The organism is Xenophilus azovorans DSM 13620 (assembly GCF_000745855.1).
GTDB lineage: Bacteria > Pseudomonadota > Gammaproteobacteria > Burkholderiales > Burkholderiaceae_C > Xenophilus > Xenophilus azovorans.
The window spans coordinates 137,357-159,377 of record NZ_JQKD01000012.1 but is presented as its reverse complement, the minus strand read 5'-3'; the positions used below and the strand labels follow the sequence as shown (position 1 = coordinate 159,377).

At 73.7% G+C, this 22,021-nt stretch carries 22 protein-coding genes; 7 read left to right on the top strand and 15 right to left on the bottom strand.

The features are described from left to right. Positions 1-6: 6 nt before the first annotated feature. Positions 7-564, bottom strand: coding sequence for a putative glycolipid-binding domain-containing protein (locus Q392_RS09485; RefSeq protein WP_038205494.1), 558 nt, complete (start codon positions 562-564; stop codon positions 7-9). A gap of 124 nt (positions 565-688) precedes the next feature. Here Q392_RS09485 and Q392_RS09480 point away from each other — a divergent pair, with 124 nt between their 5' ends. Both Q392_RS09480 and Q392_RS09475 read left to right on the top strand, forming a co-directional pair. Continuing rightward, positions 689-1,894, top strand: coding sequence for a Y-family DNA polymerase (locus tag Q392_RS09480; protein WP_051953167.1), 1,206 nt, complete (start codon positions 689-691; stop codon positions 1,892-1,894). Further along, the gene (locus Q392_RS09475) at positions 1,869-2,630 is read left to right on the top strand and encodes a TIGR02117 family protein (RefSeq protein WP_051953165.1); all 762 of its coding nucleotides are present in this window, start codon (positions 1,869-1,871) and stop codon (positions 2,628-2,630) included. The genes Q392_RS09480 and Q392_RS09475 overlap by 26 nt, the downstream gene beginning before the upstream one ends. On the opposite strand, the gene Q392_RS09470 is transcribed toward Q392_RS09475, so the two are convergent. The 9 genes from Q392_RS09470 to Q392_RS09430 all read right to left on the bottom strand — a co-directional run bounded on the left by Q392_RS09470 (position 2,595) and on the right by Q392_RS09430 (position 12,130). After that, on the bottom strand, positions 2,595-3,206 hold the full coding sequence (locus Q392_RS09470; RefSeq protein WP_038205369.1) for a DUF2894 domain-containing protein: 612 nt from the start codon (positions 3,204-3,206) through the stop codon (positions 2,595-2,597). The genes Q392_RS09475 and Q392_RS09470 overlap by 36 nt on opposite strands. 4 nt (positions 3,207-3,210) lie before the next feature. After that, entirely contained in the window at positions 3,211-3,870 is a 660-nt protein-coding gene (locus Q392_RS09465) for an OmpA family protein (protein ID WP_038205366.1), read from the bottom strand. Continuing rightward, positions 3,870-6,233 (bottom strand): DUF802 domain-containing protein, encoded by a 2,364-nt coding sequence (locus Q392_RS09460; protein WP_038205364.1) that lies wholly within the window; start codon positions 6,231-6,233, stop codon positions 3,870-3,872. The genes Q392_RS09465 and Q392_RS09460 overlap by 1 nt, the downstream gene beginning before the upstream one ends. Beyond that, positions 6,230-6,973 carry a DUF3348 family protein gene (locus tag Q392_RS09455; protein WP_038205361.1) on the bottom strand — a complete coding sequence of 248 codons (744 nt, stop codon included), beginning with the start codon at positions 6,971-6,973 and terminating at the stop codon, positions 6,230-6,232. The genes Q392_RS09460 and Q392_RS09455 overlap by 4 nt, the downstream gene beginning before the upstream one ends. Before the next feature lie 83 nt (positions 6,974-7,056). Further along, complete coding sequence (locus Q392_RS09450; RefSeq protein ID WP_038205358.1) at positions 7,057-7,695, bottom strand: FMN-binding negative transcriptional regulator; 639 nt, start codon at positions 7,693-7,695, stop codon at positions 7,057-7,059. Between the two features lie 68 nt (positions 7,696-7,763). After that, positions 7,764-9,245: a carboxylesterase/lipase family protein gene (locus Q392_RS09445; protein WP_051953156.1), complete on the bottom strand. Its 1,482-nt coding sequence runs from the start codon at positions 9,243-9,245 to the stop codon at positions 7,764-7,766. A 3-nt stretch (positions 9,246-9,248) separates the two neighbouring features. Further along, on the bottom strand, positions 9,249-10,109 hold the full coding sequence (locus Q392_RS09440) for an IclR family transcriptional regulator (protein WP_051953155.1): 861 nt from the start codon (positions 10,107-10,109) through the stop codon (positions 9,249-9,251). 76 nt (positions 10,110-10,185) lie between these two features. Beyond that, entirely contained in the window at positions 10,186-11,142 is a 957-nt protein-coding gene (locus Q392_RS09435) for a PDR/VanB family oxidoreductase (RefSeq protein ID WP_038205355.1), read from the bottom strand. A 4-nt stretch (positions 11,143-11,146) separates the two neighbouring features. Beyond that, complete coding sequence (locus Q392_RS09430; RefSeq protein WP_211260219.1) at positions 11,147-12,130, bottom strand: DODA-type extradiol aromatic ring-opening family dioxygenase; 984 nt, start codon at positions 12,128-12,130, stop codon at positions 11,147-11,149. A gap of 216 nt (positions 12,131-12,346) precedes the next feature. On the opposite strand from Q392_RS09430, the gene Q392_RS09425 reads away from it, so the two are divergent. From Q392_RS09425 to Q392_RS09410, 4 genes are read left to right on the top strand one after another with little or no spacing between them, the layout of a single operon-like run. Continuing rightward, entirely contained in the window at positions 12,347-13,324 is a 978-nt protein-coding gene (locus Q392_RS09425; RefSeq protein WP_051953154.1) for a Bug family tripartite tricarboxylate transporter substrate binding protein, read from the top strand. Between the two features lie 59 nt (positions 13,325-13,383). Next, a complete protein-coding gene (locus Q392_RS09420) occupies positions 13,384-14,379 on the top strand; it encodes a Bug family tripartite tricarboxylate transporter substrate binding protein (RefSeq protein ID WP_051953153.1) in 996 nt (331 codons plus the stop codon). Next, positions 14,376-15,239, top strand: coding sequence for a pyridoxamine 5'-phosphate oxidase family protein (locus Q392_RS09415; protein ID WP_038205352.1), 864 nt, complete (start codon positions 14,376-14,378; stop codon positions 15,237-15,239). Before Q392_RS09420 ends, Q392_RS09415 begins: the two co-directional genes overlap by 4 nt. Continuing rightward, positions 15,236-16,555 carry a Rieske 2Fe-2S domain-containing protein gene (locus Q392_RS09410; protein ID WP_038205338.1) on the top strand — a complete coding sequence of 440 codons (1,320 nt, stop codon included), beginning with the start codon at positions 15,236-15,238 and terminating at the stop codon, positions 16,553-16,555. The genes Q392_RS09415 and Q392_RS09410 overlap by 4 nt, the downstream gene beginning before the upstream one ends. A 12-nt stretch (positions 16,556-16,567) precedes the next feature. Here the strand turns inward: Q392_RS09410 and Q392_RS09405 are convergent, their stop codons facing one another. Together Q392_RS09405 and Q392_RS09400 are read right to left on the bottom strand one after the other, a co-directional pair. Continuing rightward, complete coding sequence (locus Q392_RS09405; protein ID WP_038205336.1) at positions 16,568-17,110, bottom strand: GNAT family N-acetyltransferase; 543 nt, start codon at positions 17,108-17,110, stop codon at positions 16,568-16,570. A gap of 28 nt (positions 17,111-17,138) precedes the next feature. Then, on the bottom strand, positions 17,139-18,200 hold the full coding sequence (locus Q392_RS09400) for a purine-nucleoside phosphorylase (RefSeq protein ID WP_038205335.1): 1,062 nt from the start codon (positions 18,198-18,200) through the stop codon (positions 17,139-17,141). A 119-nt stretch (positions 18,201-18,319) separates the two neighbouring features. Between Q392_RS09400 and Q392_RS09395 the strand changes: the two genes are divergently transcribed. After that, complete coding sequence (locus Q392_RS09395) at positions 18,320-19,462, top strand: DNA topoisomerase IB (protein WP_051953164.1); 1,143 nt, start codon at positions 18,320-18,322, stop codon at positions 19,460-19,462. On the opposite strand, the gene queF is transcribed toward Q392_RS09395, so the two are convergent. Genes queF through Q392_RS09380 form a run of 3 tightly spaced genes read right to left on the bottom strand, consistent with a single transcriptional unit; the run spans position 19,398 to position 22,017 of the window. Continuing rightward, on the bottom strand, positions 19,398-20,273 hold the full coding sequence (gene queF / locus Q392_RS09390) for an NADPH-dependent 7-cyano-7-deazaguanine reductase QueF (protein WP_038205330.1): 876 nt from the start codon (positions 20,271-20,273) through the stop codon (positions 19,398-19,400). The genes Q392_RS09395 and queF overlap by 65 nt on opposite strands. Beyond that, positions 20,270-21,160, bottom strand: coding sequence for an alpha/beta fold hydrolase (locus tag Q392_RS09385; protein WP_038205327.1), 891 nt, complete (start codon positions 21,158-21,160; stop codon positions 20,270-20,272). The genes queF and Q392_RS09385 overlap by 4 nt, the downstream gene beginning before the upstream one ends. Then, positions 21,157-22,017, bottom strand: coding sequence for a 2OG-Fe(II) oxygenase (locus Q392_RS09380; protein ID WP_038205324.1), 861 nt, complete (start codon positions 22,015-22,017; stop codon positions 21,157-21,159). The genes Q392_RS09385 and Q392_RS09380 overlap by 4 nt, the downstream gene beginning before the upstream one ends. Positions 22,018-22,021: the final 4 nt, after the last annotated feature.

The window sequence follows — 22,021 nt, the reverse complement described above, 5'->3', positions numbered from 1 at the left end:
CGCCTTTCAGTCCTCGGCGCGCCAGAGGCCGGGATAGTCGAGCACCAGCCCCTCGGGCGACAGCGCCAGCTCGGCGCTGAACTGGAAGCGCGGCGCGGCGTAGGCGCAGCGCGTCGCGCTGATGCGCTCGTAGCGCTGCTCCAGCAGTTGCAGCCCGCCCTCGGCCACGTCGACCCAGGCGGCCGGCGCCTCGGCGGCCTCGCCGTCCTGCAGCTTCAGGCGCCGCAGGGGCAGCAGGTTGGTCGCGGGCGTGAAGCCCAGGTCCAGGTCGGCGCAGTGGGCCAGGTCGGTGACCGGCGCGTCGTTGAGCGTCCAGCCCCTGGTGCCGCGGGCGATGGCCATGTCGACGGCGCGCTCGCCCACCCAGCCGCGCACCGTGCCCCACTGCGTGTGCCAGTGCCGGTCGCAGCGCACGCGGTAGTGCAGCTGGGCCACGCGCCCGTCCTCCATGCGGAACGCGGCGGCGCCGTCGATCTGCCAGGCCGTGTCGTTGCGCTCCAGGCGGCAGGCGTCGTGTCCCGGCCTGTCGAGCCGGCGCCAGAGGATGGTGGCTACGGTCTGCATGGCGCGGATGATGGCCCGCCCGGCGCGGCGGCGCAAGCGCGCGTGCCCGCGGTCCGCCGACAATCGCACCGTGCCCGACCACGCTGCCGCCGCGGCCCCGATCCGCCGCATCGCCCACCTCGACATGGACGCGTTCTTCGCGTCCGTGGCGCTGCTGCGCTATCCGCAGCTCGAGGGGCTGCCTCTGGTCATCGGCGGCGGGCGGCGCAAGGTGGACGAGATGCTGGCGCGCGACTGGGCGCACGTGCCGCGGCACGAGATCCCGGTCGAGGCCTTCCCGCTCCTGCGGGACTACGTGGGCCGCGGCGTCATCACCACCGCCACCTACCCGGCGCGGCAGTTCGGCGTGGGCTCGGCGATGGGCATGATGAAGGCGGCGAAGCTGTGCCCGCAGGCGATCACGCTGCCGGTGGACTTCGACGAGGTGCGCCGCATCTCGCGCCAGTTCAAGGCCGTCATCACCGGCATCGCGCCGGTGATGCAGGACCGCGGCGTGGACGAGGTGTACATCGACTTCACCGACGTGCCCGGCGGCCAGCGCGAGGGCGGGCGCGTGCTGGCGCGGCTGATCCAGAAATCCATCTTCGAGGCCACGGGGCTGACCTGCTCCATCGGCGTGGCACCCAACAAGCTGCTGGCCAAGCTGGCCAGCGAGATGAACAAGCCCAACGGCATCACCATCCTGTACGAGCACGACCTGCAGCAGAAGATCTGGCCCCTGCCCGCGCGCAAGGTCAACGGCATCGGGCCCAAGGCCGACGCCAAGCTGGAGCGCCTGGGCGTGCGCACCGTGGGCGAGCTGGCCGCATGCAGCCGCGAGTGGCTGGTCACGCATTTCGGCAAGGCCAGCGGCGCGTGGATGCACGACATGGCCTGGGGCCGCGACGAACGGCCGGTGGTGACCGAGAGCGAGCCCGTCTCGATGAGCCGCGAGACCACCTTCGAGCGCGACCTGCACGCGGTGCGCGACCGCGCCGAGCTGGGCGCCATCTTCACCGACCTGTGCGAGCGCGTGGCCGAGGACCTGCAGCGCAAGGGCTACGTCGGCCGCACCATCGGCATCAAGCTGCGCTACGACGACTTCAAAACGGCCACGCGCGACCAGAGCATCGCGCAGTACACGGCCGACGCGAAGCTGATCCGCCGCACCGCCGGCCTGGCCCTCAAGCGCGTGCCGCTCGAGAAGCCGCTGCGCCTGCTCGGCGTGCGCGTCGGCTCGCTGGTGCGCGCGGACAGCCCCGAGGCACGTGCGCCTGCCGTGCCGGCGCGGCCGGCGCCCCGGGCCCAGCCGGCGCGCGATGCCGATGCACTCACCGGCTCGCTCTTCTGACGCACTGCATGCGGCGCCCGCGCGCCGGCGGCTCCTGAAGGGCGCCGCGCGGGCGCTGGCCCTCGTGCTCGCGCTGCCGCTGCTGTACCTGGCAGCCGCCTGCGCGGCGATGCTGTGGCCGCACGGCGGGGCCGGCGACGACGACGCGCCGGCCGGCATCGAGGCCTACGTCATCAGCAACGGCGTGCACACCGACATCGTGGTGCCGCTGGCGGCTGCCGGCATCGACTGGCGCGCGCACTTCCCGCCCACCGACGCACGCGCGGCGCCGGCCGACACGGCCTTCGTCGCCATCGGCTGGGGCGACCGCGCCTTCTACCTGAACACGCCCACCTGGGCCGACCTGACGCTGCGCCACGCCGTCGATGCCGCGCTCGGCCGCAACGCCGCGCTGCTGCACGTCACCTGGCTGACGCGCGCCCAGATGCCGCCCGGCGCCACCTGGCGCGTGCCGCTCAGCCGCGCGCAGTACCAGCGGCTGGCCGGCGATCTGCGCGCCATGCTGCCCGGCGGCCGCGCGGTGCACATCGCCGGCGCCGGCTACGCGGACAACGACGCGTTCTACGAGGCCACCGGCCGCTACCACCTCTTCGAGACCTGCAACACCTGGACCGGCCGCCTGCTGCGCCGCGCCGGCGTGCCGGTGGCGCCGTGGACGCCGTTCGACTTCAACGTGACCTGGCGCCTGCCGCGGGCCGCGTCAGCCGCTGCGCCGGCGGCCGTTCCGGCGCGCTGACTCGGCGCGCGCGGCAGGGGCCGCCGACAACGCCGCCTGCAGTGCCTCCAGCCCCATCAGCGCATCGACGTGGCGGGTGAAGTGGGCGAGGTAGCCGGGCGCGAGTTCCTGCATCAGGCCGAGCGAGCGGTGCACCAGCTGATGGGAGTTGAGCGGCCCGGCATGGGCGGGCGCCTGGGCCAGCGCCTTCGTCAGGCGGCGCTCGGCATGCACGCGCGTGAAAGTGCGGCGGAAGGCGCGCATGGCCTTCAGCTCGCGCGGGGCGGCGGATGCGTCGCCCTCTTCGGGCGGCGCGAGCCCGGCGAGCAGGCCGGCCAGCGGGCCGGGCGACGGCGTGCTGGCCTCCTCCGCGCCGCGCGCAGCAGGCCCTGCGCCCTGCGCCAGCCGCTGCGCGTAGTCGGCCACCAGCGCCGCCAGCCGCAGGTCGATGCGGCGCCGCGCCTCGCCGGCGTAGGCGGCGCCGCGCCGGGCCATGGCCTCGATCATGCGAAAGCGCACCGGGTCCAGCCGCTGCGCGCCCTGCGCGCGCCAGGCCGCCAGCGTGGCCTGGACGTCCGTCGCCCCGGTGCCGCTCACCGCTTCACTCCTTGGCCGGCTCGTTGACCGGCCGCGCCGTCGGCGCGATCTCCACGCGGCGGTTCTTCGCGCGGCCCTCGGCGTCGGCGTTGGAGGCCACGGCCTGCTCGGAGCCGAAGGCGGCGGCGAAGACGGAGGACGACGGGACGCCCGCCTCGATCAGCGCGCGCGTCACCGTGAGCGCGCGCTGCGCCGACAGCTCCCAGTTGTCCGCGAAGCGCTTGGCGTCGCTGCGCATCGGGCGGTCGTCGGTGAAGCCGCTGACCATCAGGATCTCGTCGCGCGACTTCAGGTACGCCGCCAGCGGGCCGGACAGGCTGGCGAGCAACTGCCGGCCCTCGGGCTGCAGCTCGTCGGAGTTGAAGGCGAACAGCACGCTGCCGCTGATGCCGATGCGGCCGTTGTTCAGCGTGACGCGGCCAGCGGCCAGCGGGCCGGCGAGCGCCTGCTCCAGCGCCTGGCGGCGCTGCGACTCGACCTCGCGCCGGTGCACCTCGGTCTCCAGCTTCGTCGCCAGGTCGAGCTGCACGCCCAGCGCGTAGATGAGGATGAGCACGAAGGCGCCCAGCAGCCCGGCCATCAGGTCGCCGAAGACGGCCCAGACCGTGGCGTCGCTGGCGCCGGCCGGCGCCCCGCCGTCGAACTGCTCGTCGCCGGCCAGCATCACGCGGCGGCGGCCTGGCGGGCCGCGATCTGCTGCAGGTCCTCGACGATCTGCTTCTGCGACATGACGCTCAGGTCGATGACCTCGCGCGCCTGCGCCACGTAGTAGGCGAGCTGCTCGTCGCTGCGGGCCAGCGACTTGTCCAGGGCCTGCTCGATGCGTTCGAGCTGCGCGCCCAGCCGCTCGCTGGTCTCGCTGAACTGCTGCATGGCGGCGCCGAAGGCCTCGCCCAGGCTGGCGACCTCGACGGCGCCGGCGCTGATCTGCGCGGCGCTGTCGCCCATGCGTTCGGCCTGCGCCTGCACCTGCTCGCCGAAGCGGCTGCCCACGCGCTCCATCAGCTCGGCCGAGGTGCCGACCAGCGCGTCGATGGCGCTGCGCTGCTCGGTGCTGGCGTGGTTCACGGCGTCCAGCAGGGTGGAGAGGGTCTCGAGGATGCGCGCGCGCTCCTCCAGCATGGTGTTGTCGCGAACCAGGCTGTCGTCGAGCTTGCCGCGCAGCTCGGCCACCACCTCGGCGGCGACGCGCGGCGCCTCGGCGGCTGCCTCCACCAGCCGGCCGATCTCGGCCAGCGTGTTCTTCGCCTGCGCCTCGGTCTGGGCGGCGACGGCGCGCGTGCCCTCGGCCAGCGCGTCGACGATGGCCTGCTGGCGCTGCACCTGCGCCTCGGTGGCCTGCTGCCATTGCTCGCGCAGGCCGCCGGCCATCGCTTCCAGCGTCTGCGTCCACGCGGCCAGGCGGGCCTCGTCGCCCTGCGCGGCCCGGGCCAGCGCGTCCATCACGGCCTGCTGCTGCGCCGCGGCCTGCTCGCCGGCCTGCTGCCATTCGCCGCGCAGCGAGGCGGCCATCGCATCGAGCGACTGCGTCCAGGCTGCGAGGCGCTGCGCATCCTCGCTCGCCCGCTGCGCGAGGGCATCGACGATGGCTTGCTGCCCGCGCCCGGCCTGCGCACCGGCCTCGGCCCATTGCGTGCGCAGTCCTTCGGCGAGGCTGCCGAGGCCGGCCTGCCAGGCGGCGAGCCGCGCCTCGTCGGCCTGGGCGATGCGTTCGTGCAGGCGGGCGTGGGCCTCGTCCACCGTGCGCGCGAGGTCGGCGCCGTGGCGCTCGAAGCCGGCGGCCGTCTCGGCCAGGTGCTGGCGCAGCTCGGCCGCCTGCTGCTCGCCCGCGCGGCGGTGTTCGTCGAGCGTGGCGCGCCACTGCCCGGCGATCTGCGCGGCCGCGCCCTGCAGTTGCGTGCCGATGCCGTCCACCAGCGCCGCACTGCGCTGCTCCACCGTGCCGGCCGCGCCGTCCAGCGCCGCCGTCATCTGCTGTGCCAGCGCGTCGCTGGCGCGCTGGTGTTCGGCCAGCGCGCCCCGCCAGGTGCGCGCGACCTCGGCGCTGGTCGCCTCGAAGCGCTGCGTCAGCGCATCGAGCTGCTGCTGCACCCGCTGGGTCAGCGCGTCGTTCAGCGCGGCGGACTCCCGGGCGATGCCGGCCATCGCGCCCTCCACCACCGGCTGCAGGCCGGCGCTGGCGATGCGGGCGCTCTCGGCCAGGCTGGCGCGCAGCGATTCGTCCACCGAGACGGCGAGCTGCCGATACGACGATTCGGCCTGGCCGTGGAAGGCCTCCTGGCTGGCGAGCAGGCGCTCCTGCAGCGACTGGTTCTGCCGCTCCATGCTGCTCACCAGCGACTGCAGCGATTCGGCCAGCACCGGCAGCGCATCGGCCTGGCGGCGCATCAACTCGAAGGCGGCCTCGCGCTGGTGGGTGCGCGAGAAGGGCCGCAGGTGCGTGGCGATGCGCGCGTCCAGCCGCTGGCCGACGCGCAGGCGCTCGCGCCGCAGCAGCGCGGTGAGCAGGCCCAGCATGGCCGAGGCCGCCACGCCGGCGACGGACGTGCCGAAGGCCAGCCCCAGCCCCTTGACCGGCGCGGAGAGGGAATTGCGGATGGCCGACAGCTCGGTCGCGCTGTCCAGCGCGACGCCGGTGCCGCGCAGCGTGAGCACCATGCCCATGAAGGTGCCCAGCATGCCCAGCAGCACCAGCAGGCCGGCCAGGTAGGGCGACAGCGCGGGGCCGGGCAGCGCCGCACGCTCGCCCTCGACGCGCTGGCGCACGGCGCCCTGCAGCGGGGCGGGCACCTGCTCCAGCCAGGCGGCCAGCGTGGCGGGGGTCTCGCCGGTCGCATCGACGACGCGCCCGAGCGCCTGCGTGGCCTGGTCGAAGCGGCGCAGTTCCAGGCCGCCGGCGAGATAGACGACGGCGATGAGCACGATGGTCGCCAGCGCGAGCGCGTGGTTGCCGACATAGCCGGCGCCAACCCAGCCCACGGCCGCGAGGCCGGCGAGGAAGACGATGAGGAGAAGCGATCGGTTCATGGGGTCCTCAAGGCTTGCATCAGCCCTTCGAGCGGTTGCAGTCGGAAGTCGAGTTCGGCCAGCAGCAGCGCCTGCAGGTCGCGGCGGAAGGCCGGCAGCCAGGCCGCGGGCGGCGCCTCCGGGCCGGCCTCGTGGCGCAGGCGCTCGAAGTGCTTCTGCAGCCGCGTCGGCAGCATGCCCAGCAGCGCCTGCTCGCGCGCGGCCAGGGCCTGCTCCATCACCGCGTCCACCGCCGCCAGCCGCGCCAGCGCGGGCGAGCGCGCCGCCAGCGCGTCGCGCAGGCCGCCGCGCGAGGCGCCGATGGCCGTCTCCATCGCCTGCTGGCGCGCCAGGTAGCGCTGGCGGTAGACGGCGAACTCCGGCGGCGGCTCGGCCGCGGCCTGCGCCGCGGCGGCGGCCACGGCCGCGGGGCTGGCCGAACGTGCCAGCCGGGCCGCCGGCACGGCCGGCGCGCCGCTGAGCACCGGATCGGCTTCGATCGCGTGGCGCAGCAGGCCGCGCAGGCGCTCGGCTTCGTCGTCCAGCGGCGCGGCGGCCGGCGCTTGCGGGGCGTCGGCGCCCGGCGCGCCGTCCAGCGCCGCCGACAGGGCGATGGCGTCGGTCCAGCCCAGCCACTGGGCCAGGCCGTCGGCCAGTTCCGGCGGCGGCGCGGCCGGTGCGTCGGCCGGTGCCAGCCGCGCCAGCAGGCGCACCAGCGCCGACTCAGCCCATGCGGGGCTCCAAGCTGTGCGCGCTGCCACCTGCTGCCTTTGCCGAACTCGAAAAACCCGGCAGTCTAACCGGCGGGGTTGTAACGGGCCGTGCCTGCGCGGCCCCAGCGTTTTCAACCGGCCTTGGCCCTGGCGGCCGCATGCATGGCGGCGGAGACGATGGTCTCGCCGCGCGCGTCGAGCGCCGCGGCGGCGCCCTCGATGTCGCGCACCTCCTTGTTCTGGCTGAGCTTGCGCTTGCCCTCGATGCGCGTGATCTCGATCTCGAGGCCGACGATGGCGGCGAGCAGGCCGTCGATGAATTCGGGCGCGCTGTCGCCCATCTTCCAGGGGCGCGGCTCGGCGGCCTCGTGCCGCCGCGTCAGGCGCGCGACCAGGCCGCGCACCCAGCGCACGTCGTCGTGCACGGTGATGCGGCCGTGCACGTGCACCGCCTGGTAGTTCCAGGTCGGCACCTGGCGGTGCGCCTCGTGCTTGCTCGGGTACCAGTTGGGCGAGACGTAGGCCTCGCCGGCGCGGAAGACGACCAGCACCTCGTCGCCCGCCTGCACCTGCTGCCACACGGGGTTGGCGCGCGCCACGTGGGCGCGCAGCAGCCCGGCGCCGCCGTGCCGCGGCTCCAGCTCGAAGGGGATGTGGTTGGCGTCCAGGCCGCCGGCACCGTGGGTGACCAGCAGGCCCAGCGGGTGCGCATGGATCAGCGCGTGCAGCACCTCGCTGCGCGGCTCGTCGAAATGGGCGGGGATGTACATGGCGTGGGGCCTGGGGACGGCTCTGAGCGGCAGGGGCGCCGCCTCCCGATTGTCCGTGCGGGAAGCGCTCAGGCGCGCGCCGGCAGCCCGCCGTGATAACGCTCGAGGAAGTCCAGTTGCGCCGTGCGCCAGCGCGCGCCCGCGGCCACGCGGTCGCCGAACTCCAGGTGGTTGTCGGCAGCCGGGTCGTAGCGGGGCCATTCGGCGCCGGGCCGGCCGGCATTCGGGTCCCCCTCGCGTGCGAAGCCGATCCAGGCCTGCATCATCGCGTCGCTCAACCGGCGGTCCTGGTCGCCGGCGCCCGGCACCTGGTCCAGGTTGCCGAACACGTAGCCCACCTCCTCGCCGTGGTGCGGCCCGTCCGCGGCGTCGGGCGCGCGCCGGGTGAACAGGTAGCGCCAGGTGCGCGGCTCGCGCGCGGCCATCGAGCGCGCCAGCAGGCGCGTGCCGTAGTTGAACTGGGTGTCGGCGAACATCTGCGCGACCGCGGGCCGGGCCTCGGCATCCGTCGCCGCCGGGTACAGCGCACGCGCCTGCTCCTGCGCGCCGGCGAAGTTGGCCTCGATCTGCGCCTCGTAGGCCTGCAGGGTGTCGACGGGCCAGGGGCGGGTGAGCTGCGTGCCCTCGTCCGCGTTGCTGCCGACGATCAATGGCATCGCATGCAGGCGCCCGGACTGGAAGACCGGGCGCTCGTCCTCGGGCAGCAGCCAGCCGTCGCAGATGGGCCGGAGCACCCGCGGCGTCGTGAGGCCCCGGACCTTCGGCGCGAGCAGCGGGGTGCGCTGCAGCAGCTCGTGCGCCGGCAGGGCGCGCAGCGCCTCGATGTCGTCGCCAAGCGCGCGGCCGGCCTGCTCGGCCTGGGCGAGCGAGGCCAGCGGCCGGCCCGCGCCGGGGCTTTGCAGGATGGCCTGCTCGAACAGCCCGCCCGCCAGCGGCGAGGCCAGCATCAGCGACAGCGAGGCCGAGCCCGCCGAGACGCCGAAGGCCGTGATGCGCCGTGCGTCGCCGCCGAAGGCCGCGATGTAGGTGCGCACCCAGCGCAGCGCCGCCATCTGGTCGAGCAGCCCCCAGTTGCCGGAGGTTCCCTGCGGGCTCTCGCGGCTGAGCGCCGGATGGGCGAGAAAGCCGAGCAGCCCCGAGCGGTAGTTGAAGCTCACCACCACCACGCCGTGGGCGGCCACCCGCGCGCCGTCGCTGCGCGCGTCCGAGCCGCTGCCGCCCGCGAAGCCGCCGCCGTGGACCCACACCACCACCGGGCAGCTTCCCGGCGCGGCGCCCTGCGGCGCCCAGACGTTGAGGTAGAGGCAGTCCTCGTCCTGCCGCCCGGCGCGCAGGCGCGGGTTCGGCAGCTGCGGGCCGTCGGGGCCGAAGGCGGCCGCGTCGCGCACGCCGGCCCACGGCGCCGCCGGCTGCGGCGCGCGCCAGCGCAGCGCGCCCACCGGCGGCGCCGCATAGGGGATGCCCAGGAAGGCGGCCACGCCGGGCCGCGCCACGACGCCGCTCAGCATGCCCAGCGGCGTCTCGACGAGAGGGGCGTCCGGCTGCCGCATGGCTCAGCGGCGGCCGAGGCTGGGGGTGGGCGGCTGCGCGGCCAGCTGCTGGCGCACCTCGGCGGCCAGCTCGATCAGCCGCCTGCCGTTGCGCTCCATCACCGCGGTCGACAGCAGGTGCGCGGCGCCCTGCGAGTTGAAGGCGCACAGCATCCGGCCGTCGGCATGGATGAAGGGCACCGCCACCGAGTGGGTGCTGCGCTGGAACGTGCCCGCGGCGATGCAGAAGCCCCGCCTCTCGACCTGCTCGACCGCGTCCTCCAGCTCGCCGTAGAGGCTGGGCCAGTCCTTGCGGTAGTACCCGCTCAGTTCCTCGTACAGCCGCTGCCGCGCCGACGGCTGCATGGCCGCGATGCAGGCGCGGCCCATCGCGGTGCGCACCAGCGGCACGCGGAAGCCCACCCGCTGGCGGCGGTTCGGGTTGGGCTCGCCCAGCGCGTATTCCAGGTACAGGATCGACATGCCCTCGCGCACGCCCAGGCCCACGTTGGTGCGGGTGCGCTCGGCCAGTTGCTCCATCAGCGGCCGGGCGACCGCCGGCAGGGCCATGTTGGCGATGTACGGATAGGCCAGGCTCACCACGCCGGCCGCCAGCTCGTACTTGCCGAGTTCCTCGCGGTAGTGCAGGTAGCCCAGTTGCGTGAGGGTGAAGGTCAGGCGCGAGATGGTCGACTTGGGCAGGCCGGTGAGTTCGGCCAGCTCCACGTTGCCGAGCAGTTGCTGGTCGAGCTGGAAGCTGCGCAGGATCGCCAGGCCGCGGGCCAGGGCGTTGTTGAACCGGGGGTCGTCGTCCTCGGTCTTGATCTGGATGCCTTCCGAGTAGTCGGGAAGGATGGGTTTGTCCTTGCGGCTCGGGCGTCCCACGCTGTGTCTCGTGAAGTGACCAAAGGGCTGCCAGTCTAGCGAAGCGGGGGCGTGGTCCATGTCCGGCGGGCGCCTCTCACAGGTCGAGCACGAGCTGCGGCCCTCGGCTGCCGGAGCAGCAGACCATCATGACGCTGTTGGAGGCCTTCTCCTCGTCCGACAGCAGGCTGTCGCGGTGCTCGGGCGTGCCGTCGAGCACGCGCGTTTCGCAACTGCCGCAGATGCCCTGCTCGCACGACGCGGGCACGTCGACGCCGCAGGTGCGCAGCGCCTCCAGGATGGTCTGGCCCGGCCGCACTTCCACGCTGGCGCCGCTGCGCGCGAGCCGCACGACGAAGCCGCCCGAGTGGTCGGCCTCGTGCGCGGCGCTGAAGCGCTCGACGTGCACCTGCTGCGCGGGCAGCCCGGCGGCGGCGTCCTCGAAGGCGTCCAGCATCGGCGCCGGGCCGCAGCAGTAGAAGTGCGTGCCGGCCGGCGCCTGCGCCAGCAGCGGCGCGAGCGCCAGCGGCCTGCCGCCGTGCTCCTCGTCCACGTGCAGGCGGCGGTCGATGCCGGCGAGCGCCTGCGCGAAGGCCGCCTCGCTGCGGCGGCGCACCGCATGGTGCAGCTCGAACGGGCGCCCCAGCGCCGCCAGGCGGCGCGCCATGCACACCATCGGCGTGATGCCGATGCCGCCGGCCAGCAGCACCGAATGCGGCGCGCCTTCGACGAGCCCGAAATGATTGCGCGGCTCGCTCACGCGCAGCACGTCGCCCACGTGCACCTTCTCGTGCAGCAGCCGCGAGCCGCCGCGCCCGGCATCGTCGCGCTTGACGCCGACCACGTAGCGGTGCCGCTCGTCCTGCGGGTTGCACAGCGAGTACTGGCGCGCCATGCCGTTGGGCAGGTGCACGTCGACGTGCGCGCCGGCCGTGAAGGCGGGCAGCGGCGCGCCGCCGCGGTCGCGGAAGTCGAAGCTGTGGATGCCCTCCCCCTCGTAGCGGATGGCGTGCAGCCGCAGCTCGAGCAGGGCGGAAGGCGCCTGCGTGCCCATCCGGTCAGCTCCAGTCGGCGAAGCACAGGCCGGTGCCGGTGCCGGCGGGCGTGCGGTAGGCCGGGATGTACTCGAGGCCGCGCAGCGCCAGGTGGCCCGTGGCGCCGGCCATGCAGATCCAGTTGCGAATCTCGGAGTTGCCCGAGTTCAGCAGCGCGCGCGGCAGCGCGGCGAAGGCCGCCTCGTCCTTGGCGCGCAGGGCGGCGATGACCTGCGCATCGAGCGCCTCGTCGACCGTGAAGTGGCTCAGGCCGCCCGAGGCCAGGATGCCCACGCGCAGGTCGCCCGGATGGCTTTCCACCGCCTCGCGGATGGCGCGGCCCAGCTTGTAGCAGCGCGCCGGCGTCGGCTGGTTGGGCGGGTAGTAGGTGTTGAGGAACACCGGCACCACGGGGATGACCTCGCCCGCCAGCAGGCGGTTGTGCACGAAGCCGAAGGCATGCCCTTCGCCGTAGCCGTCGGCCAGGCTGTCGGCGCAGGCGATGTCGAACTCGCGCTCGATCAGGTGGTCGATGAGGTGGTGCGCCAGCGCATCGTCGACCGGGTAGTCGCGCGGCGCCTCCTTCTCGAAGTAGCGCGCCGAAGCATCGCGCGCCCAGTCCGGCCCGGGGTGGTCCGCCAGCGGCACGTTGCGGATGGTCTTGCCGCGGTAGAGCAGGATGGCCGGCATGTTGTCGTCGCCGTACAGCTCCTTCTGGTCGTCGCCCACCACGATCAGCGCGTCGAGCCGCGCGTTGCGCACAGCCGTGCCGAGCCGCTCGACCTCGGCCAGCGCGCGCGCATGCCGCTCGGCCAGCCGCTCCGGCCGCAACTGCGCTTCCATCGAGGCATCGGCCTGCGCCAGCAGCTCTTCGTAGCTGACGGGGCGGCCCTGCTTGTCCAGGTGCGGCCGCACGCGGTCGCGCTCGATGAAGCGGCTCCAGTCGCTCACGGGCGCATTGAGCATGGGGGTGTGGGAGGTGCCGATGCCGAGGACGATGCGGGACATGTGGATTGTCGGATTCGAAAAATGGAATTATATTCTGATTAACAAACGTCACTTCGGCAAGTGATGAACCACGATGGAGACATCCCTTGCGGGCCCACGAGGCCCCTCATGCCCGGTCTTCGCGGCATGCCAGGCGGGACCGGCCGTTCCTGCGGAACGCGCCCGGCACGCCCTCGCCTTCCTTCCCCACGACAGCACAACGACAAGGAGACACGCATGACAACCCGACGCGCCGTTCTTCAGGGCGCCTTCGGCGCCGCGGCAGCCGCACTCGCCCGCACCGCGCCCGCGCAAGCGGACACCACCCCCATCACCGTGCTCGTCGGGGCGGCCTCCTCGATGGACTTCACCGCGCGCCTGGTGGCCGAGCAGATGCACGAGGCGCTCGGCCGCCCGGCTGTCGTGCTGAGCAAGCTCGGCGCCGGCCAGCGGCTCGCGCTCGGCGAGGTCAAGCGGTCTGCGCCCGACGGGCGCACGCTGGTGTTCGCCACCAGCGGCCCCTTCGCGATCTATCCGCACATCTACAACAGGCTCGACTACGACCCGGTGGCGGACTTCACGCCCATCGCGGGCATCTCGAAGTTCGACGTCGCGGTGGCCACGGGCCCGATGACCGGCGCCACCACGCTCAAGGAACTGATCGCGTGGCAGAAGACGCGCAAGCGGGGCGACGCGGTGTTCGGCTCGGCGCCGGGCAACGGCTCGCTGTCGCACTTCCTGGGCCTGTCCATCAGCCTGGCCACCGGCGTGCCGATGACGCACGTGGCCTACAAGGACAGCGGCGTGGGCATCATCGACCTGGCCTCCAGCCGCCTGCCGATGATGATCACCGGGCTGAGCCCGCTGGTGGAGATGCACCGGGCCGGCAAGGTCCGGCTGCTCGCCGTCTCGGGGAGCGTGCGGTCGCCGCTGGTGCCCGAGGTCCCGACGCTGCAGGAAGCCGGCGTGAACGTCAGCAGCAGCACTTCCACCGGGCTGTTCGGCCCGCCGCGGATGCCGGCGGACCTGGTGGCGCGCCTGCACGACGCGGTCGTGCCGATGCTCGGCAACGCCGCCATCCTGGACAAGCTCGCCGGCCAGGCCATGACGCCGTGGGCCGCCACGCCGAAGGAGCTGGCCGCGGCGCTGGCGCAGGAGCGCGAGCATTTCGCCGGGCTGGTGAAGGCCAGCGGCTACGTGCGGGAGGATGCATGAGCCCCCGCCCGGCCGCCCCGAAGGGGGCTCGCACCGCAGTGCGAAGCACGGAGGTTCCAATGGGCACTCCGGGCACCATCACACGGCGCCGCGCGGCGCTCGGCCTGGCCGCGGGCGCCGCCGCCGCACTGGCCGCGCCCCGGCTGCTGGCGCAGGAGGACAAGCAGCCGATCACGCTGCTCGTCGGCGCGGCCTCGTCGATGGACTTCACGGCGCGGCTGGTGGCCGACCAGTTGCGCGAGGTGCTCGGCCGCCCGGTCGTCGTGCTCAGCAAGCTCGGCGCAGGCGGGCGCGTGGCGCTGGGCGAGCTCAAGCGCTCGGCGCCCGACGGGCGCACGCTGATGTTCTCCACCAGCAGCGCCTTCGCGATCTACCCGAACATCTACAACCGGCTCGACTACGACCCCGTGGCTGACTTCAGCTTCATCGGCGGGCTGTGCTGGTTCGACGTGGGCCTGGCCGCGAGCCCGCAGCACAGCGGCATCGGCGACATGCGCCAGCTCGTGGACTGGGCGCATGCCAAGGGCAAGGACGCGGTGTACGGCGCGGCGCCGGGCGCCGGCTCGTCGTCGCACTTCGTCGGCATCGCGACCGCGCTGGCCACCGGCGTGCCGATGACGGCCGTGCAGTACAAGGACAGCGGCGTGGGCCTGATCGACCTCGCGTCGGGGCGCCTGCCGATCCTCATCACCGGCACCAGCCCGCTGGTGGAGATGCACAAGACCGGGAAGATCCGCATCCTGGCGGTCTCGGGCGAACAGCGCTCGCCGCTGGTGCCCGAAGTGCCGACGCTGGTGGAGGCCGGCGTGAAGGTCGCCATCCAGAATTCGGCCGGCCTCTACGGCCCGGCGAAGATGCCGCGCGAGCTGGTCGAGCGCCTGTATGCGGCGATGACGCCGATGCTCTCCAAGCCCGAGGTGGTGGCCAAGATGACGGCCCAGGGCATGGTGCCGGCGCCGCTGGACGGGCCGGCGCTCGCCGCGTCGCTGGCGCAGGAGCGCAGGCGCTTCGCGCAGTTGGTGGAAGCCAGCGGCTACCAGCGGGAGGACGCATGACGTCCGGCGACCGCACGCTGCGCGCCGCGGCCGACCTCGTGGCCGCGCTGGGCGCCGCCGCGCCCGAGGCCGAGGCGGCGCTGGCCGCCCTGCTGCATCCCCGCGCCCGCTTCATGACGCTCGGCAAGCAGGCCGAGGGCGCGGCGGCCGCGGCCCGCGAGATCGCCCAGGGGCCCAACGGCGACCTGGCGCGCCGCCTGCGCTGGCAGCCGCCGCTGGCCGTCGGCGAGGCGGTGCGCCTGGTCGGCGAGCGGCAGCCGGGGACGAGCGACCGCGGGCTCGTCATGACGCTCGGCTTCGACGACGATGCCCGCATCGTCCTCGTGCAGCAGCAGCGCACCCCGCCGCCGCCGCCCGCCGAGGCGCCGCTGGTGCTGCCGGCCGAGCTCAAGGCCATGATCGACGGTGCGCTCGTCGAGCGCCACCCGATGCTGCTGGCGTATGTCGACGCCGACGGGCAGCCGGTGATGAGCTTCCGCGGCTCGGTGCAGGCCGACGGCGACGACCGCCTGGCCATGTGGATCCGCAGCCCCGAAGGCGCCTTCGTGCGCGCGATCCGCGCCAACCCGCGCGTGGCGCTGGTCTACCGCAACGAGGACAGCAAGGCCACCTACCACTTCCAGGGCCGCGCGCGCGTGAGCGACTCGCAGGCGGACCGGCAGCGCGTTTTCGCGCGCGCGCCGCAGGCCGAGCAGGCCCATGACTTCGCGATGCTCGGCGTGCCCGTGCTCGTGGACCTCGACCGCGTCGACGGCTATGCGGGGCTCGGCCCCGCGGGCCAGGTCGGCGGTATCCGCCTGCGGCGCGGCGCCACCGCCGACACCGCAGCCCCCTCTTTCTCAAACGTGGAGCAACGATGAAACTTTCGAAGGACAACGAGGAGATCGCGCGCACCGGCCCCGGGACCGTGATGGGCAACTTCATGCGGCAGTACTGGATACCCGCCGCGCGCTCGAACGAGCTCTCCGAGGACGGCACGCCGATGCGGCTGATGCTGCTGGGCGAGAAGCTGGTCGCCTTCCGCGACTCCAGCGGCCGCGTCGGCGTGATGGACCACCTGTGCCCGCACCGCTGCGCCTCGCTGGTGCTCGGCCGCAACGAGGAGAACGGCATCCGCTGCATCTACCACGGCTGGAAGTTCGACGTGGACGGCAACTGCGTGGAGATGCCCAGCGTGGCGCCCTCGCAGGACTTCAAGGAGAAGGTGAAGGCGCGCGCGTACAAGGCCGTCGACCGCAACGGCATCATCTGGGTCTACATGGGCGAGCGCCAGGCCAGCCCGCCGCCGCTGCCGATGGTGGAAGCCACCCTGCTGAAGGAGGATGAGGTCGACATCTTCTTCATGATGCGCAGCTGCAACTGGATGCAGTCGCTCGAAGGCGACATCGACACCTCGCACTTCGGCTTCCTGCACGTGGGCCACCTGGACCCGGACAACGTCCCCGAGGGCCACCCCCTGCAGCACACTGCCGGCGAGCGCGCGCCCGAATACCACGTGAAGGACGCGCCCTGGGGCACCACCTACGGCGCCTACCGCACGGTGCGGCCGAAGACCACCTACTGGCGCTTCGCGAACTACATGTTCCCGTTCTGGACGCAGACGCCGCAGGGCGAATTCCCGATCAACATCCAGGCGCGCGCCTGGGTGCCGCTGGACGACGAGCACACGATGATGATCTTCTGGCGCCGCCGCGCCGGCGGCCCGCGCGGCACCAACGAGCCGCTCAAGGACGGCAAGCCGCTGGGCGGCAGCCGGGCGCAGCCGGAGTTCGTCCCGGTGGACACGAGCTGGCTGGGGCGCTACCGCGTGAAGGCCGACGAGTCGAACGACTGGCTGATCGACCGCGAGGCGCAGCGCACCAACCGCATCTACTCGGGCATCGACCACATCGGCCTGCAGGACCAGGCCGTGACCGAGAGCATGGGCGCGATCACCGACCACGCCAGGGAGCACCTGGGCCCCGGGGACCTGATGATCGCCCGCACGCGGCGCCGCGCGCTGGCCGCCGCCCGGGCCTTCGCCGCGGGCACGCCCGCCCCGGGCGTGGACGACCCGGCGCTGATGACCGACGCGCGCAGCGGCTACTTCGAGATCGACGACTCCGTCGAGTGGCAGGCCGCCTACAGCCGCATGATGGAAGGCGCCAGCCGGGTGCCGGCGACGGCCGAGGGCTGACGCGGCGGCGCCTCAGCCGTCCACAGGCTGCGCCGGCGAGCCCTCGAAGGTGAGCTGGTAGAAGGCCGCGTCCAGCCATCGGCCGAACTTGAACCCGACCTGGGGGAAGGTGCCGGCGTGGACGAAGCCCAGCCGCTGGTGCAGGCCGATGCTGGCGGCGTTGGAGGCGTCGATGCAGCCGACCATCACGTGCACGCCGGCCGCCTGCGCCCGGCGGATCAGTTCGAGCAGGAGCACCCGGCCCAGCCCGCGGCCGCGGTGCGCGTGGTGCACGTAGATGCTGTGCTCGACCGTGTACTTGTACGCCGGGAAGGCCCGGAAGGTGCCCCAGCTGGCGAAGCCCGCCAGCCGGCCCGCCGCGTCGACCGCGCCGACCACCGGGAAGCCGCCCGCGCGCTTGGCGGCGAACCAGGCGGCCATGGCCTGCGGCGGGCGCGGCGCGTAGTCGTACAGCGCCGTCGAGTTCGCGATGGCCTCGTTCAGGATTTCCAGGATGGCCGGCGCGTGCTCGGCTTCGGTGCAGTCGATGAGGCGCAGTTCGTCGTGAGGGTGCATGGGAAGCCTTCCGGTCGAGCCGACGGGTTCAGCGCAGCGCGGGCACGCCCGCCTGCCACTGCGTCCAGTTCGCCACGATGTGGTCCACCACCCGCGAGCCCACGCGCTCGATGTTCTCCACCGTCTCGGCGAAGCCGCCGGCCGTCTCGCCGGGGGCCGGGTCCAGGTGCGCCAGCGTGCTCTCGCGCGGGTTGCCCTGGTCGAAGTTGACGGCGCCGCGCAGGCTCATCACGCGGCCGGTGCCGTGGGTGCGATTGATGACCAGGGCGATCGCCGCCGCTTCCATCTCGGTGATGACGTAGTCGTCGGCGCCGTAGAGCTTGGCGATGTACTGCGCCTCCTTCGACAGGCCGGGGCCGTGGAAGAAGGTGTCGCCCGTCATGTGGGTGCCGGTGCCGACGAAGGGCGCGCGCCGCGCGGCGGCGTCGGGATAGCGCTGGCGGTAGCGGCGGGCCGAGTCGGCGTCGGCCAGCGGCACGCCGGCCGAGAGCTTCATCGCCCAGGCGACGAGCTGCGGGTCGAGCCGGAAGCGGCGGTAGTTCTCGTAGCCCTTGCGCGGCATGAAGGTCGGCTCGCCGGCCTTGTTCTCCTCGGGCGCCCAGCGGTGGCCCAGGTCGTAGTCCACCAGCCAGGTGGCCCAGCTCACCATGCCGATGGTGCCGCGCGAGGGCGGCGTGCCGGCCACGCCGGAGATCACGTAATAGGCCTGCGAGAAGTCGAAGCGCGGGTCGAGCAGGATGGCCTGCATGGACGAGGAGGAGTTCACCTTGCCCATGCCCAGCACCGCGCCGCACACGCCGTCGGCGTTGCAGTAGACCGGGCCGAGCGCGCCGCGCACCGGCACCGGCGCGGCGCCCTTCCAGTAGCGCTCGTACCAGTGCTGGAACTCGCCGGCGCGGTCGCCGGTGTTCTGGCCGATCTCGAACATGGCGGCGACGAAGACCTTGACCTTCACCGGCGCGGCGGCCTGCGGGGAGGCGGAGGTGGACGCGCCGCCGGGAGCGGCGCAGCCGGCCAGCAGCGCGGCGGCCGCCAGGACGGCCGCGCCGCACAGGCGCAGGGGACGGAGGAGGAAGACGATGGGACGCATGGCGGGGCCTCGCTGGAACGGACGGTGCGACAGTCTACGCAGCGCGCCGCCCGCGCACCCGCGGCGCGGCGCGCGTCCTACAGCCGCCGCGCCGCCGCCGCGGCAGCATGTCGGCCACGATGCCCGCCACCACCGCCCGCCCCGCGCCGATCGCTCCCGGCCTGGTGTACGTCTCGCCCGAGATGCCGGGCTGCTCGCGCGTGCGCAGCGGCGAGCGCTTCCGCTTCAAGGACCCGCGCGGCCGCTGGATCCGCGACCCGGACGAGATCGCCCGCATCCGGGCGCTGGCCATCCCGCCCGCCTATACCGCGGTCTGGATCTGCCCCCTGCCCAACGGCCACCTGCAGGCGGTGGGCCTCGATGCGCGCGGGCGACGGCAGTACCGCTACCACGCGCAGTGGCGCCGGGTGCAGGACGAGGCCAAGTTCGACCGGCTGGAGGCCTTCGGCCATGCGCTGCCGCGCATCCGCGCCCGCGTGCGGCGCGACCTGAAGGCGATGCGCCCCGGCGCGGCGCCCACGCGCCCGGCCGTGCTGGCGGCCGTCGTGCGGCTGCTGGACACGACCTACCTGCGCGTGGGCAACGAGGAGTACGCCAGCGCCAACGGCTCCTTCGGCCTGACCACGCTGCGCAGCCGCCATGCCCGGGTGCGCGGCGGGCGGCTGCGGCTGCGCTTCAAGGGCAAGAGCGGCATCGAGCACGAGGCCGAGGTGGAGGACGCGCGGGTCGCGAGGGTGGTGCGCCGCTGCCAGGAGCTGCCCGGCCAGGCCCTCTTCCAGTACGAGGACGAGGCCGGCGCGCGGCATGCCATCGGCTCCGGCGACGTGAACGACTACCTGCGCGAGGCCTCGGGCAGCAACTTCACCGCCAAGGACTTCCGCACCTGGCACGGCACCGTGCAGGCGCTGGAGCTGACGCGCCTGGCCTGCGAGCGCGCCGCGGCGCAGGACGACGCGGCGCGCTGGGGCGCCCGGGAGATCGTGGGCGCGGTGGCGCGCCAGCTCGGCAACACGCCCGCCGTGTGCCGCAAGGCCTACATCCACCCCGAGGTGCTGGCGCTGGGCAGCCGCCTGGACGACGACGCGCCGCAGGCACTGGCCAAGGCCTGGCGGCGCAGCGCCGGCCGGCCGGCGCGCGGCCTGCTCGCGGCCGAGGCGCGGCTGCTGGCCTTCATGCGCGCCTGCCGCGGCGGCCGGCTCACTGGCGCGCGGTCCGCACGTTCGGCGGCAGCGCCTGCGGCCAGCTCGCGCGGAAGGGGTTGATGTCCAGCCCGCCGCGCCGCGTGTAGCGGCAGTACACGGCCAGCTTGGTGGGCCGGCAGCGCGCCTGGATGTCCATGAAGATGCGCTCGCAGCAGGGCTCGTGGAACTCGTTGTGGTTGCGGAAGCTCACGATGTAGCGCAGCAGGCCCGCCTGGTCGATCGGCGGGCCGTTGTAGCGCACCTGCACGCTGCCCCAGTCGGGCTGGCCGGTCACGCGGCAGTTGCTCTTGAGCAGGCGGCTGGTCAGCACCTCGGTGACGGGCGCCTCGTCGAACTGCGCCGTCAGCAGCTCGGGCGCGGGTTCGTAGTGCGTGCAGTCCAGGTCCAGCCGGTCCAGGTCCAGGCCGTCGAGTTCGGCCACGCCTTCGCGGTCGAAGTGGTCGGGCGCCAGCAGCTTCAGGCCGATGCTGCCGCTGCGCTCGCTGCCCCTCCAAAGGGCCTCGGCCACGTCGGCGCGCAGGCGCTCGCGCACCGCCTCGGCGTCGGCGAAGGCGCTGCCGTTGAAGCTGTTGAGGTAGAGCTTGAAGGACTTGCTCTCGATGATGTTGGGCGACTCGCAGGGGATGGTGAAGTGCGCGATCGCCACCTGCGGCTTGCCGCGCGGGTTGAGCCACGACAGCTCGAAGGCGCTCCACATGTCGGCGCCGAAGAAGGGCAGGCGCGGCGCCTCGCCGGGCGGCGGCGGGGCGATGCCCAGCGCCTGCCGCTGCGGCGCGCGCGACAGCGGGAACAGCAGCGAGGGGTCGTAGCGGTCCACGTAGGCCGAGCTGCGGCCCAGCTGCGACTGCTCGGGGGTGTTGCCGATGCTCATCTCGCGTCCGCGGCCTGCAGGAAGGGGATCATGTGCGCCAGCAGCGCCTCCTGCGCGCCCGGCGGCAGGTCGTGCGCGAAGCCGGGAATGGCCTCGAAGCGCGCGCCGGGGATGCGCCGCGCGGTGTCGCGCCCGCAGGCGATGGGCACCAGCGGATCGGCGTCGCCGTGCAGCACCAGCGTGGGCGCGGTGATCTTCGGCAGCACCTCGCAGCGCAGGCCGGTGTCGGCGCCGATGGCCAGCATCTGCCGCACGATGCCCTCGGGCCGCCAGCTGCGGCGCAGGCCGATGGCGATGCGCTCGCGGTTGGCGGCCTCGTCGAAGGGCCAGCCGGGGCTGGCGATCATGCGCACCAGGCCCAGCGAGTACTCGACCAGCGACGCCTCGTCCTGCGACCGGGGGCGGCGCATCAGCGCCGAGCCCACCTCCGGCCGCGGGCCGGGCAGGCCGCGCGCGCCGCTGGAGCTCATGATGCTGACCAGCGAGCGCGTGCGCTGCGGCGCGGTGGCGGCCACGCGCTGCGCGATCATGCCGCCCATCGAGGCGCCGACGATGTGCGCGTCGCGGATGTCCAGCGCATCGAGCACGCCGATGGCGTCCAGCGCCATGTCCTGCAGGGTGTAGGGCGCGCGCACGGGCAGGCCGAGCTTCTGGCGCAGCGCCTCCCACAGCAGGTTGCGCCGCCGCGCGCCGTCGAAGGACTGCGACAGCCCGATGTCGCGGTTGTCGTGCCGCACCACGCGGTAGCCGGAGCGCACCAGCCCCTGCACGAAGGGCTCGGGCCAGGCGATCAGCTGCATGCCCAGGCCCATGATCAGCAGCACGACCGGGCCGTCGCCGCCCGTGTCCTCGACCTCGATGGCGATGCCGTTGGCGCTGACTTTCACCTGAACTCCCGCTCGCGCAGCCACTTGGTGGCGACCCACTTCTCGCCCGCCAGCACCGGCGCGCCGCCGTGCAGGGTGCGGGTGGCCGGGTCGGGCCGGTCGTAGCTGAAGAAGACGCCGGTGCCGCGCACCGGGGCGACCTCCAGCCCGATGTCGGGGAAGGTGGTGCCGCCGCCGCGCTCGGGCTCCTGCAGGTACATCACCAGCGTACCCACGCGCTGCCCGCCGCGGCGCAGGATGGTGGGCGTGCCGGGCTCGCGCGGGTCGAAGTAGTCGTAGTGCGGGCGGTACTGCGCGCCGGGCGCGTAGCGCAGGATCTGCAGGCCCTCGCCGAACTCCAGCGGCCAGTTCAGCAGGCGCGCGATGCGCGCCTCGATGCGCTGCACCGTCTCGTTCTCGCCGCGCTCGAAGAACATGCCCTCGCTGGTGCGGTCGACGTTGAGCGTTTCGCCGCCGGTCTTGGTCTCCACGGTGAGCGAGCGCGCCAGGCGGGCGCGCGCCGCCGCGATCAGGGCCTCGCACTCCTCGCCGCCCAGCAGGTTGCCGAAGACGATCACGCGCGGATGCTGCACCGTCTGCAGCACCTGCACGCGGCGGTCGCCGGCATCGATGTACAGCGGCGCGCCCTCCAGGTCGGGGCCGGGCATCTCGGTGCGCGCGGGGCCGGCCGGCTCGGCGGGCGCGGCAGCGGCGGACGCACCGCCGAGCGCGGCGCGCTCCACCTCGGCCAGCGCCGCGTCGGTGGCGTCGTCGCGCCACCCGGCGGCGTGCATGGAGGCGCGCAGCGCGGCGACGGAATGGCCCGCCGCCAGTTGAGCGACGATCCATTCGCGCAGTTCGGGACTGATCGGTTGCATGGGC